The organism is Haliscomenobacter sp. (assembly GCF_041740695.1).
Lineage (GTDB): Bacteria > Bacteroidota > Bacteroidia > Chitinophagales > Saprospiraceae > Haliscomenobacter.
Genome location: NZ_JBGSLK010000036.1, coordinates 1 through 13,477 on the forward strand (window position 1 = coordinate 1; position 13,477 = coordinate 13,477).

A 13,477-nucleotide genomic window follows, 5' to 3' on the forward strand; every position below is an offset into this window, starting at 1 on the left:
TTTTTCGCTTCCACTCAACTCCTTTCAACTTCCTTTTTCGCCCTGCTTTTCAAAGCGGATGCAAATGTACAACATTCACAACCTTTATTCCAAATCTTTAAGAGCTTTTTTTGAAAGTTTTTTTCGAAGCCTTTTCAAACCCCGAAATCAATCCCTTCCCCCAAACTCCCAAACCGCCTTGCTTCCAAAGCGGATGCAAAAGTAATCCCTACTTTTAATTCATACAAGCTTTATTGGAAAAAAATCTCAAGATTTTTCTCCATCAAGTTCTAAAAGGTTGAATGTTAAAGTATGGTGATTTTTACAAGGAGTATAAAGTTAAGGTTTTCTCAAATGAAGCGCAAGAGGGGCTGCCAAAAAAGTGTGGTTTTTTTCAAAAGCCTAATTCATGCAAAAATAGTGGGGCAAAAATAAATGTTCATTTTTTTCAGGCCAAAGGATTAGCTAAGGCACTTTAAATGAACCGTTTTCTTAGCTAATCCTTTGGCAAAATGAACATTTATTTTTTTATCGCCCCAAAGAAAAGGGGCCGAAAAGCGGCCCCTCTATAATTTAACTACCTTGATGTACCAATTAGTTGTAAAACGATCTCAAAGGTAGGATACAGGATCATTTTTGTCAACCCCATAAAGATGGGGTACATCAATGGCCAATTAAGCGAGCCATATAAAAGCCGTCAAAGCCTTCGTCCTGGGGTAGAATGGTTCTGCTGGCTTCCAGTGTGTATTTCCCCTCTACCTTATTGATGTAGGCATCCACTTGGTCTTGGTTTTCGGAAGGCAGGATGCTACAGGTCGCGTAAACGAGTTTACCGTCGGGCTTACACAGTTTGCCATAGCGCTCCAAAATCTCTCTTTGTACACCATATATATTATTAAGGTGTTCGGGCGACAATCGCCAGCGGGTATCGGGGTTGCGGCGCAACACGCCCAGGCCGCTACAAGGAACATCCAAGAGCACCCGATCAGCGGATTGCGCCAGGCGTTTGATGGTTTTGCTGGATTCAATCTGACGCGTTTCGATGATGCTCACACCCGCCCGACGGGCACGCAGGCGGAGCTGCTCCAGTTTTCTGGCGTCGGTATCCAAAGCAATGATCTGACCTTTGTTTTGCATTAAGGCAGCGAGGTGTAGTGTTTTACCCCCATTGCCTGCACAGGCATCGATGACCCGCATACCAGGCTTAACTTCCAAAAAGGGTGCTACCTGCTGAGAGGAGAAGTCCTGGAGTTCGAACCAGCCATTGCGAAAAGCCGTTGTGCTGAACATTTTGCCCCGCTGTTCAATCAAAACGGCATCATCCTGGATGGCCCGACCATAGATCTGCTGTTTGGCTAAATCTTTCAATAAGGTCGCGGCATCGGTTTTAAGGCGATTGACCCGCAGCACCAAATGGGGCAGTTCATTCAGGGCATGAATTGTGGTCGCCCATTTGTCTCCCAACTCTGTTTGCCCCAATGCATCCAACCAATCGGGGATGGATTCACGCAGCGCGCGTTGATCACCTATATTATGGTAGGCTGCGAGGATTTGCTCCTTAGAAAGGAATTGGAATTGTGCTCCTGCTGGGTGTTTTTGTAAAATCAAAGAAGCTCCCAGTAGAAACTCCCAATCTTCGATTGTAAGCGGGGTTTTACCACTTACGATACAAAGGAGGCGGTAATAACGAATTAAGGCATAGACTTGCTCGGCTACAAAGCCTTGTTCGGCAATGGCCCAATGCTGGTGATCCTTAAATTGCCGCTCGATGGCCTGATCGGCAAAGCGAGATTCCTGTAATACTTGAGCCGCTGCAGTACAAATAGCGGATACTTGTTCATTTGAAATGCGCAAAATCAATTTTTTTATCCGCTAAAATATGGAATTGGTCAGTAAAAATTGCAAATCGGCAGATAAATGCGACTTTTTTTGCGACCTTTTGCAAATTTCTGCGGTCTTATGGTCACGATTGTTGATGATTAAACACCTAAAAAAAACACCCATAAGGGGTAGCCAACGTGGGCAATCACGTAGGGTTGCCCCAACACCTAAAAACACCCGACAAAGGGGCAGCCCCAAGGGTTGCCCCAACACCTAAATCACCTATTGAGGGCAACCACGTTGGGTTGCCCCTACATAACCCATGAATATACCAAAAACTACCAGCCCCAAACCCGACTTATTCGAAGAGACATTTAGCGTTTTAATGAGGTAGCAGGTTTTTTGGAGTTATCAGCCTCTTTTGGGAGGCCTGCTATGGAGGGAGACACCTTTGTCTCCCTTTTTTTCCCCAGTAAAGATCAGTATTTGGCTCCAATTTTTGCCTAAACCCGCCGAAAATCTACAATTTAAACTGCAAAGTCACATAGACATTCCGCTTATCCGCAGGTATAATGCCTGGGCCGGGGTAACCATCAGCGCGGCGGGTAAAATATTTTGCATCAGCCAGATTGTTCACCCCGGTATAAAGCGTGAACACCCGCCAATTGTAGCTCAGACTAAGATCCATTACCGCAAAAGCCGGAATAGCCCCATCTACTGCCGTAGGTGTTTCTTCAGTATTGGTGGCATCAGAGTACTGCTTGGTTTGGTAGGCGAACTGATAGGTGAAATTGAACTTTGGATTGCCAAAAGAAAGGCCGGTTCGAAATAAGACCGGTGGTACATTTTCCACCAATTTACCAGCAATGGCAGTATTTCTGGTGTTCACGTAGCGCGCATCGATCAGCGACAAGCTGGTGTAAAGATTCAGTTTGTATTTGGCCATTCCTTTACTAATCGCTTTCAACACATCTCCATCCAGCAGGAATTCCAGGCCCAGGTTTCTGCTGTCCGATACATTGGTGCGCAAGCGGTAAGTCATAAAACTGGTATCCCGCACAAAGATGGAACCAATCCGGTCATTGTATTTTAGGTAGAAAAAACTCACATCGGCATAGAGCCAATTCTGGTAGGTACCCCGAAAACCAAAATCGAGGTTGTAGCCCGTTTCATCTTTCAGGTTGGGGTCTACCCGAGCATTGGTGTTGACGATGCGGAGGTCGTTGAAATTGATCGAGCGGTAATTTTGCGAGATGTTGGCGTACAATTCGGTTCCATTGCCAAATTTCCAGGAGCTCCCGATGCCCAAGAGTATGAATGAGCGCGGATTTTCTTTGGTTTCGACTATTTTATCGTCGGCGATAAAGATGTTTTGTTTGTAGTAGTAACCTTCAGCTTTGGTGTTGATGTGTTCAAAACGGGCGCCTGGGGTAATGCTCCAGTGTTGGTTGATGCGGAAAATGTTTTCAGCAAAAACCGCAAGGTTGCTGCCTGGAAAACGAAAGTTGGACTTGTTGGGTTCTGGCCCAGTAAACACAAAGTCAGGGCCGGAGCCAGTATTTCCGTCACCTTGTCTCCGATCGGTCAGCCCTTTGTACACCCGGGTACCAATCAAAAAAGTGCTGGATTGTTGAGTCCATAAAGGGTACTGGTGGATCAAGCGGAGCTCGGAGCCCAAATTATTGTATTGATCCGCCATGTAATCACGCACACCTCCTACGTCGGGGCGGTTGATGTAGGTCAATACACCGAGTGCTTCACGTGATCCTTGGAGTGTGTAAGTGCGCCAATTCAGTTTGGTGCGGGGGCTAAGTACGTAGTCCAAAGTGAGGTTGAACAAATTCCAGTCCACCTGAAACCAGTTTCGCGACCGAAGCGACACCGCGGCATCTTCCTCAAACTGCGCATCGGTAAGCCCGCCGGGTTGTTGGGCCAGGTATTTCATCAAGGTGTATTCGCCGCTTATTTTTAGTTTTTCATTGAGCTCGTACGCCACGTGGATGTAGGCATTGTGCTGGTCGTAATGGCTGTTGGGCCGCCAATCATCGCCTCGTTTGTACTGGTAAAAGCTGTAATAATTGAGTTTGTTTTTGGCTACGGTGCCGCCGATGCTGTTGAACGAATTGAAAAAGCCGTAGGAACCAAGGGTTTGCCGGGAAGTGATTTCGATGGGTTTGCCCTTGGGGCCTTCTTTCATCACAAAATTGACCAGGCCTCCAAATTGAGGGCCGTATTGCAAACTTGCCGCACCACGAATGATTTCAATTTTGCTCAATGCCTCGGCAGATGGGGTATAATAACTCTCGGGGTAGCCCAGGGCATCGGCGCTGATGTCGTAGCCGTTTTGCCGGATATTGAAGTTGGAAGAACGGTTGGGGCTCAATCCCCGACCACCAATACCGAGCTGCAAACCACCCCGATCGTATTCCCAAATGTTCAAACCCGGAACCCGTGCGTAAATCTGGCGGGTATTGTTGGTGGCCAGGTTCGCATTGAGGCTTTTGACATTGATCAACTCGGTTTTTTTGCTGGCGTAAATGGCGGTGCCGGATACATCGTATAGTTTACCCGAAATGTTTTCGTCTTTTTGATCTGAAATCACAATTTCCTGGATGTCGACAACCTCAGGTTCAAGGTTGATGTCGAGGTTGCTGATGCTTTGATCCTGGAGCACAATGTTTTGGCGGTATGCTTTGAAACCTATCGAGCTTACGACCATTTCATAAGTACCAGGCGCCATTTTTGCGAAGCGAAAAAAACCGTTGTCGTTGCTGATTTCTACTTTATTGAGTGGAAAAAGCACCACGGAGGCATCGGCCACAGCATCTGTACCTGAGCGGACGGTGCCACTGATCATCGGCTGATTTTGGGCAAATAAGGTCAGTGCTATACAGGAGCATAAACCCAGCAATGTGGTTTTTAACAGCATCATTTTTATTTTTTGTAGGGCAAAATCCAGGGAATAGGTTTCCAACTCGACTTTTGTGCGGCCAGGTTGACGGATGAATCAACAAAGGGTTTGGAGCGGTCGCCATTCAGGGACACATACACTTCGGCGTATACTTGAGGAGCTTCCAATCCGGTTTGTTGATAACTCTTGGCCAAATGATGGGCATATTGTAAAATCATATCCGGCTGGGTGCTCATCATTTTTTCCTGTAATGGTGTCAGGAATTTTTTGTTGTCCACTTCATAAACCTGTGAACCGCTCTTATCCTTCACCGTAAAATAGGCCGCTCCCGATTTCTCCATCAACATCACCCGCCAGGAAAACCGATACCCTTGCTCCGTCCAGAACAAATGCCCGGGGTACAGCAAAAACCGCATGGGAATCAACAATTGTAGGGTTACATACAGGGCAATGCCCAAGGAAAGGATTTTTTTAGGGGCAAAAATTGGGGCTGTTCCGTCCTGAGACACCCTAGCTTGAAGTTTAACTCCAGGCAAAAAGGACAGCAGCTTGGCATGAAATACTGCGGAGAAAAAAAGTAGACTAGACGTAATCATCACATAAGGAAACATCCCAATGCCGGGAAAAAAAAGTGCCGTAGCCAGATGAAAAATCAGCACAAAGCCATACGCGATGGGCCTGGTTTTTTTGTTCAATAGAAAAAAAACGATAAATAGATCGTACACCGCCCCAAACCAAGAAAAGAGATAAGCTACCCAGGTTTCGTACATCCATGGCCCGACAATAGGCAGGTGGCTTTTGGCCGGAAGCCAAGTTTTCATGGGCTCGGCGTGGATCAACCAATCGGGATTGAGTTTGGCCAACCCCGCAAATACATACACAATCGCCAGTTGAAAGCGCAGGATATCGATGGTCCAGGCAGGAACCAGAGGCTTTTGTTTAGTGATTCGCCAATAAATATCCAGCGCATAAGCCCCATTGGCGGGCAAAAACACCATGATAAACGCCACGAGGCTGATGAAATAATAGTGGTTGAGGTAGGCAGAGGCATCAATCAATTCGACATAAGTGAAGGCCAGAAAAAAGAAAAGAATGGCCATGCGGTAAAAACAGCCCAGTATGATCAGTACCGTGCTGGTGATGAGCAAGGCGAATAAGAGGTGCATGCCCACATTGCCCAGTGGCTGTACCCACTCCAACCCCGGGTAAGTAAAGTGAAATGGGGGTTCAACATAAAGGCTAGTGATCCAACCCCGCCACCAAAAACGAAGCAGACTAAACAGCATCAAGACCCCAAAAGTGATCCTGAAGGTAATTAAAGGCGCAATGGAAACCGGGCGGTAAAGCCTCCGTTGATCAATCACCGTCATTGTCTTGGTAAGTTATTTGTACCGCAGTTGCTGAGGCTAGGTCTGTTTTGATCAGGGTCAGTAATTTTTGCACTTGCTTGTAGGCGTCTTCCACCAGCGCAGGATTGTTGACAAAAGCGGCAGATAAAGGCTTGGGGATGGCATTCAATGCTGCTAAGGCTACGTCAAATTGAGCCAATACGGCATTGTTCAAATCCTGTTTTTTCAGTAACACCAGGTAGTCGGCAATGCCATCGCCACTTGCCCCCGTGTAATAATTTTTCAAGCTGCTCAGGTTGGCGATAGCCAATTCTGCAGAAATGCCGGAGTAATAGCCTTCACATTTGTCGGCAAACACAATTCCGTTGGACTGTTTGCCAAAAGGCCAACCAATGCGTGGCCCTTTTAGCGCATCCATCTCGTAAGCAAACTGATTGACGAGGCTGCCAATGGAGCTACCCACATCGGTTTTTAAGGAAGCACTAAAGGTGTGGTGGTATGGGCCATTCCACTGACTCAGGGTGTTTTCGACCAGGGTTTTCATGCGCCCCAATACATCCTGGACGTATTTTTTGCGCTTGGCTGCATTTGCGCCGGAAAACTTGTTTACCGCATCCGGTGCATACAAGAGGTAATCCAAAGCCGGGAAGCCCTGAATGCTATCCGAGTTTTGGGGAATATTAAAATTATAGGTACCCGTTTCGATGCCCTTTTCAATTCGGGTAGGCACGGTAGGGAAAGTATTGATGTAATTGTTTAGCAATTGTGCCGATGCTGGGCCAAAATAAAGGACTGAAACCCCTTGAAAACTGAGATAAGCGGCTTTAAAAGGCTCGCGGGTAGCCGCCAGCGTTAGTTCGGAAGGGGCAGCCAAAAATGCATTGACGCTGCTGTTCAATGCCCCCAATTTGTTGTTCAAGTCGGTATAAGCCGGAACAATCAGATTGTCGGCATAATTGACCAGCATCGCCGATTTAAAAGCATCCGTGCTTCCTGGATTGTCTCCGTCGTCATTCCCTTCCTTGCCGCAGGTAAATGCGAGCAGAGCGGTCATGAGCAGAAGTCCGGCAAGTTTGAGTTGAAAACCTTTATTCATCAGTGTGAAATTGGATTGGGTTAAAAAATGTTCATCGGTTAGTTTGGTTTAACCATAAGTACCAGAACCCAATAAGGTGTTCTGGTACTTATGTGCTAAGCACTAATTGCTATTTACAGCTGCTTAAGGCTGCAATTTGCCATAAGCATTGGTCAAGATCGTTTGTGCTTGTTTTAGTTTGGTGTTGCTGGGATCTTCAGCAAGGGTATAAAAATTGGTTTTGATGATGTCCAGCAAGGTCTGGTAGTTTGCGGCGGTCAATTTGCTGCTGGCATCGCGGTATTTAAGGGCAATGATGAAGCCATAACCTTCGGAAAGGCTGTGGAATTTTGCGTCAAGTGCAGCCTGGGTTTGAGGGGTAGTGATGTAGTAATAGGCTGCAGCAGCCAGGGTTTTTTCCAAATACTCCTGGATGGTCGCAATGGCGGCATCACGGGTTTTGTAGTCTTTGGCCACAATAGCGGCTCTACCTTTGCGGAAAGCTTCAAACACAATACCACCCGACTTAATGTACTTGCCCCGCTCTGCGAAGTAGCCCCCCAATGCCAATGGCCGATCTACCATGGCCGAAGTGTAGGCCGTGGTGGTATCATAATTGGCAGGAATTCCGACGTAGCCAAAGGCCAAATCCCAGTTGTGTTGCATGGCGGTGCCCTGGCCAGCGACTACAGTGTTGTTGTCGTCGAAAGGGATTTTATCAAGAATGGCATTGATGTTGTACAAACTTAAGCCACCCATCAGCCCTTTGGCCACGGCCTGGTTGAACTCAAGGCCGGTGTAATTGAACAAGCGGCTGCCAATTTTGCCTGCAACCCCTTTGGCGCCTGGCCGATTGTAGAACTTGCTCACCGCCACCATTGAATCAGCATAGGCTTTGAAGGTGTTGACATCCGCGCTTTTGCTGGCCAGATTGAAGGTCACTTTGTTGATTTCGGTATGCGGATAAGGAATGTTGTTCGCCACATCTGCGGTATAAGCAGCGTTGCTGTTGTTCCACAGGTAGTTCACCGTGTCCTGGCTCAGTACCTTGCGGGTAGAGCGGCCCAGGTAGGTGGTATAACCCAGCCACATGCTGATGCGTGCAGCGGATTCTTTGTACTCAACATTGTCAAAAGTATAGGTTGCGGGAACGCTGTAAGCCTGAATTTCATCCTCTTTTTCACATGAACTCAGGAACAGGAAGCTGACAAGGGCAAAAAATACCAATAGGTTTTTCATGACTTGATTTTTTTTCACAAAAATAGAGGTTGATTTTTTTATAGCAATCTTTATTTAGACTAAATCTAATAAATGACGTTTTTATGACTTTTACACTCCCACCCCAGTTGAAAAATGAGGTACTTGAAAGCCCAATTTGCAATTCCAAAACTGATTTATTACATTTGAAAGAGAAGACATTACACTAAACTTTGTCCACAAGATGGCACTTTATGAATTTGTCCCCAGTAAAACACTAGTGGAGTATGTTCGCACGTATCGGATTGTACACTTCCAATTTACATCCAATACAAGCCTACCAATTAAAGCGTATCCGCCGCGACCTGAGCATTGTTTAAGTTTTTATCCCAAAGACTACGAGAAGGTTGACTTTGCCGTAAATGGTCAAAAAGCCGGGAACTTATCCGCCGTTTTGTTCGGACAGCATACCGAAGTAAGCCACCGCCAGGTTGGGACTGACTTTCTGCTTTTCCAAATCGTGTTCAAGCCAGGTGCCTTGTATCGCATCACGGGGGTTCCCTCTACGGAACTCACCAATGCTTATCTGGATGCAGCGCTGTTGTTCAAAGATGAAATCAAATGGGTCAATGAACAACTGAATCATTGCCAATCCTATCCCCAAATGGTGGCTGTAGTGGAAAAATTCTTGCTGGGGCAAATTCAAAAAAAGGCACTTGAACACCATCGCCTGGATCTGGTTAGTATGCTTCCCATCAAAAATTCAGGTTCTTATTCGGTAGATGCACTAGCTAAAGCGTCCTGTATGTCGGTTCGGCAATTTGAGCGCGTTTTTAAAGAAAGAATGGGGGTTTCACCAAAGTTTTTCATCAAAGTGGCTCGATTTGAAAACGCCTACCGCATGAAAAATCAATCCCCTCAACTGGATTGGTTGTCCATTGCCTTTGATTGTGGCTATTACGATTATCAGCATTTGGTGAAAGACTATAAGGCTTTAACGCAACAAACTCCAAATGACTTCCATCAACTGGATTTGGGCGCTCCCGAGCGGGCGTTTGGAGTAGCGGATACGTATTAGGGTCGGCTCCAACTTTGTCGCATTTTTACCACTTACAGCATCTGTAAAGCTTTCATCTTGCAGGCAAAACCTAATAGGCCATGAAAAGAAGAAAGTTTTTACTAGCCACTGCAATCACCCTACCTACCATTGGTTTTGCCCAAGCCTTGCCCGAAGCTCAAGAGCGCAGCAAAAAAGGGTTTGTGGTAAAAGCCAATGCAAGCCGCTTCAATGAAACAACCAAGCTCGGGGGAAAAAGTCCCAACGACATTAAGGTTTCCGCAAAAGACACCAATCAGAACCTGGCCATCTTTGAGTATGTTGGCAACGAAAAAGGTGGGCCTCCACTGCATGTTCATTTAAAGCAGGACGAGGTTTTTTACATCGTGGAAGGGGAATATCTTTTCCAGGTGGGCGATGAACAATTCAATTTGAAAGCTGGCGACACCATTTTCCTGCCACGCAATGTGCCCCATACATTTGCCCAACTTACGGAAAAGGGAAAAATGTTCTTCTTGTTTCAACCAGCAGGAAAAATGGAAGATTTTTTCAGAGCGAATGCGGCCTTGAGCGGGCCTCCCAGCCCTGAACAAGGAGCAAAACTTTTTGCAGACCATGAAATGAAAGTACTTGGGCCTCCGCTGAAGTTTTAAATCCAAAATATTGATGGCAACCTACGTAGGGACGGATATGAAATAAAGTTTCATGTCCGTCCCTACGTAGGTTGCCATCAATGTTTATTTACTTCAAAATATATTCCGCCAACCAATCTCCCACCTGTGAAGTTTTGAAGGCTTTTGATTTATCTGTCGCGATGTCTTCCGTTACGGCATCTGCCACCAGCGAAGCATCTACGGCATCGCGTACCGCTTTGGCTTCGGCGGGCAGTTTTAGGCCCAGCTCCAGCAATAAGGCAGCAGAAAGTACGGTACCAATCGGGTTCGCAATGTCTTTGCCAGCAGCCTGAGGATACGAACCGTGGATGGGTTCAAACACCGAAGTATGAATACCCACCGATGCCGAAGGCAACAAGCCCAAAGAACCAGTGATGACACTCGCTTCGTCAGACAGGATGTCGCCAAACATGTTTTCGGTGAGCATCACGTCAAACTTCTTGGGCCACTGGATAATTTGCATGGCGGCGTTGTCCACAAACATGTAATCCACCTCTACATCGGGGTAATCCGCGACCATCCCTTGTACGGTTTCTCTCCACAGGCGAGAGGTTGCCAATACGTTGGCTTTGTCGACTACGGTCATGCGTTTGTTGCGCAGGCGAGCATACTCGAAACCCAATTTGGTGATCCGGGTCACTTCTTCCTTGCTGTACACGCAGGTGTCGTAGGCTTTTTCGCCATTTTCGCTGCGGCCACGTGGTTCACCAAAATAGATACCACCCGTCAATTCCCGAATCACTACAAAATCCGCACCTTCCACCAGGTCGGGGCGCAATGGAGATTTGTGGATCAGGGATGGAAAAGTATTGATCGGGCGAATATTGGCATACAAGCCCAATTTTTTACGCATGGCCAACAAACCCTGCTCAGGGCGTACCTTCGCTTTGGGGTCGTTGTCGTATTTAGGATCACCGATGGCACCAAAAAGTACCGCATCGGAGTTCATACAAATCTGGTGGGTTGCTTCGGGGTAAGGCTCCCCTACTTCATCGATGGCGTGGGCTCCGGTGATGCCAAATTGAAAATCAAATTCATGGCCAAACTTAGTGCCAACGGCTTCCAGAACTTTTACGGCCTGAGCCACCACTTCCGGACCAATGCCGTCGCCGGGAAGTTTTGCGATAGTGAATTTCATTGTTTATTGGTTTTCGATAAGTGATGGTATCAATTAATACTGTCCTATCACTTAAGATTCAACATTTTAGTAGTCGCCTTGATGGCGGCAATAGCCTGGTCTGAGTCCAAACCACTGGTTTTGAAAGGGCGGCTCTCGCCTTCTTGCCAGGTAATCGCCGTGTGGCAAAGCGCATCCGTTTTACCTCCCGGTGGAATGGTGACCACGTAGTCGATCAAACGGGGCAGATTTTTGCCCAAACTCAGATAGATCTGGCGCAATGCACTCATGAAAGCGTCGTACTGGCCATCGCCATCAGCGGTGCGCTCGTAGGTTTTTCCATCAATTTCAATGCTCAGGGTAGCTACCGACCGAAGGCCTGCAGCAACCGAAAGGGCATAGTTTTTGATGCGTACGCGTTGCTCCAGGGTTTGTTTTTCCAATACATCGGCGATGATGTACGGCAAATCCTCCTGGGTTACCACTTCTTTGCGGTCGCCCAATTCGTTCACCGCTTTGGTGACGAGGCGCATGGATTCCTGATCGAGTTCGATGCCCAGTTCCTCCAGGTTCTTGCGAATGCTGGATTTACCCGCCATTTTGCCCAGGGCATAGGAATGTTTGCGGTTGAAGCGCTCGGGGTTGAGGTCGTTGTGGTAGAGGTTGCCTTTCTGATCACCGTCGGCATGGATACCGCTGGTTTGGGTAAACACAAACTCTCCAACAATCGGCTTATTGGTAGGAATACGTACGCCGGAATAAGACTCAACGAGTTTACTCACGGAGTACAATTTCTTTTCATCTACGGAAATCTCGCAGTGCAAATGGTCTTTCAAAACCCCCACTACACTGGAAAGGGAAACATTACCCGCCCGTTCGCCCAAGCCATTGAGCGTCACGTGTACTCCTGTAACCCCTGCTTTCACCGCAGACATGACGTTGGCAGTAGCCAAATCGTAGTCGTTGTGGGCGTGAAAATCAAAGCTCAAACTAGGGAAACGCTGGATGACGTCGCTGCAAAAAGTAAATGACTCATCGGGATTGAGAATGCCGAGGGTATCGGGCAACAAAATACGGTGCACGGGGGCTTTGCTCAAACCCGTCAGCAGGTAATACACATACTCGGGCGAGGTGCGCATCCCGTTCGACCAGTCTTCTAAATAAACGTTGGAACGAATGCCGATTTTTTCGGCGCGAGCGAGCACATCCAGGATGTCGCTGAGGTGTTCTTCTTTGGTTTTGCGCAATTGTTGGGTACAATGGCGCTCTGATCCCTTGGTCAACAAGTTCAGCACCTTGGCACCAGAATCCCGCATCCAGTTCAGGGAACGATCTCCATCCACAAAGCCCAGGATTTCAATTCGATCGATGAAGCCTTTTTCTTTGGCCCAATCCATGATCTTCTTGACCGCCGTGAACTCTCCCTCCGATACGTGGGCAGAAGCAATTTCAATGCGGTCGACCTTCAGCTCCTCCAACAACAATCGAGCTATTTTGAGCTTCTCCTGATCGGTAAACGATACGCCGGAGGTTTGTTCACCATCCCGGAGGGTGGTGTCCATGATTTCGATCTTCCGTCCCATAACAAATTCAAAGATGAAAGATGAAAGATGAAAGATGAAAGATGAATTCTGCCCGATGATTTTGGACTGATTCATCTCTCATCTTTCATCTTTCATCTTTATTTATGCTCTCTTTTTCTCGAATTCCTCGATCTTATCTTTCAAACTCAACAGATAATCGATGTCATCGTATCCGTTCAGCATGCACTCTTTTTTGTAAGTATTGATCTCAAAAGAAGCGGATGCGCCAGTAGCGTCGATGATAAAGGTTTGTGCTTCTAAGTCAACGGTAAACGTTGCTTTAGAATCCGCTTCGATGGCCTCAAAAATTTGTGCCAGGAATGCGTCACTAACCTGAACGGGCAAGAGACCGTTGTTGAGTGCGTTGTTTTTGAAGATGTCGGCAAAAAAGCTGCTGACGACTACCTTGAAACCAAAATCGGTAATGGCCCAGGCAGCGTGCTCCCGGCTAGAACCACAACCAAAGTTTTTACCACTCACCAGAATATCCCCACTGTACAGGGGATTGTTGAGGGCAAAATCAGCGATGGGCTGGTTGTTGCCATCGTAACGCCAATCGCGGAATAGGTTTTCGCCAAAACCATCACGGGTGGTCGCTTTCAAAAAGCGGGCCGGGATGATCTGGTCTGTGTCCACGTTTTCTATATGAACTGGTACGGCTGATGAGTGTACCTTTTGGAATTTTTCGCGTGCCATAATGACAAAATATTATGA

10 protein-coding genes are annotated in these 13,477 nt (G+C 47.1%); 2 read left to right on the forward strand and 8 right to left on the reverse strand.

Going from position 1 to position 13,477, the window contains the following annotated elements:
- Positions 1–642: 642 nt before the first annotated feature.
- The 5 genes from ACEW9O_RS07405 to ACEW9O_RS07425 form a co-directional block, all read right to left on the reverse strand.
- Positions 643–1,833 (reverse strand): RsmB/NOP family class I SAM-dependent RNA methyltransferase, encoded by a 1,191-nt coding sequence (locus ACEW9O_RS07405; RefSeq protein WP_373549504.1) that lies wholly within the window; start codon positions 1,831–1,833, stop codon positions 643–645.
- 487 nt (positions 1,834–2,320) lie between these two features.
- On the reverse strand, positions 2,321–4,732 hold the full coding sequence (locus ACEW9O_RS07410) for a TonB-dependent receptor domain-containing protein (RefSeq protein ID WP_373549505.1): 2,412 nt from the start codon (positions 4,730–4,732) through the stop codon (positions 2,321–2,323).
- Between the two features lie 2 nt (positions 4,733–4,734).
- Positions 4,735–6,081 carry an HTTM domain-containing protein gene (locus tag ACEW9O_RS07415; protein WP_373549506.1) on the reverse strand — a complete coding sequence of 449 codons (1,347 nt, stop codon included), beginning with the start codon at positions 6,079–6,081 and terminating at the stop codon, positions 4,735–4,737.
- Positions 6,068–7,156 carry an imelysin family protein gene (locus tag ACEW9O_RS07420; RefSeq protein ID WP_373549507.1) on the reverse strand — a complete coding sequence of 363 codons (1,089 nt, stop codon included), beginning with the start codon at positions 7,154–7,156 and terminating at the stop codon, positions 6,068–6,070. The genes ACEW9O_RS07415 and ACEW9O_RS07420 overlap by 14 nt, the downstream gene beginning before the upstream one ends.
- Positions 7,157–7,279: 123 nt before the next feature.
- Positions 7,280–8,374 (reverse strand): DUF4856 domain-containing protein, encoded by a 1,095-nt coding sequence (locus tag ACEW9O_RS07425; RefSeq protein ID WP_373549508.1) that lies wholly within the window; start codon positions 8,372–8,374, stop codon positions 7,280–7,282.
- A gap of 202 nt (positions 8,375–8,576) precedes the next feature.
- Between ACEW9O_RS07425 and ACEW9O_RS07430 the strand changes: the two genes are divergently transcribed.
- Both ACEW9O_RS07430 and ACEW9O_RS07435 read left to right on the forward strand, forming a co-directional pair.
- Positions 8,577–9,410 carry a helix-turn-helix domain-containing protein gene (locus ACEW9O_RS07430; RefSeq protein ID WP_373549509.1) on the forward strand — a complete coding sequence of 278 codons (834 nt, stop codon included), beginning with the start codon at positions 8,577–8,579 and terminating at the stop codon, positions 9,408–9,410.
- Positions 9,411–9,490: 80 nt separating this feature from the next.
- On the forward strand, positions 9,491–10,042 hold the full coding sequence (locus tag ACEW9O_RS07435; RefSeq protein WP_373549510.1) for a cupin domain-containing protein: 552 nt from the start codon (positions 9,491–9,493) through the stop codon (positions 10,040–10,042).
- 88 nt (positions 10,043–10,130) lie between these two features.
- Here ACEW9O_RS07435 and leuB read toward each other — a convergent pair whose 3' ends face one another.
- The 3 genes from leuB to leuD form a co-directional block, all read right to left on the reverse strand.
- A complete protein-coding gene (gene leuB, locus ACEW9O_RS07440) occupies positions 10,131–11,201 on the reverse strand; it encodes a 3-isopropylmalate dehydrogenase (RefSeq protein ID WP_373549511.1) in 1,071 nt (356 codons plus the stop codon).
- 47 nt (positions 11,202–11,248) lie between these two features.
- Positions 11,249–12,763, reverse strand: a complete 1,515-nt coding sequence (locus ACEW9O_RS07445; protein ID WP_373549512.1) for an alpha-isopropylmalate synthase regulatory domain-containing protein — start codon at positions 12,761–12,763, stop codon at positions 11,249–11,251.
- A 102-nt stretch (positions 12,764–12,865) separates the two neighbouring features.
- Complete coding sequence (leuD, locus tag ACEW9O_RS07450; RefSeq protein WP_373549513.1) at positions 12,866–13,459, reverse strand: 3-isopropylmalate dehydratase small subunit; 594 nt, start codon at positions 13,457–13,459, stop codon at positions 12,866–12,868.
- Between the last annotated feature and the right edge of the window lie 18 nt (positions 13,460–13,477).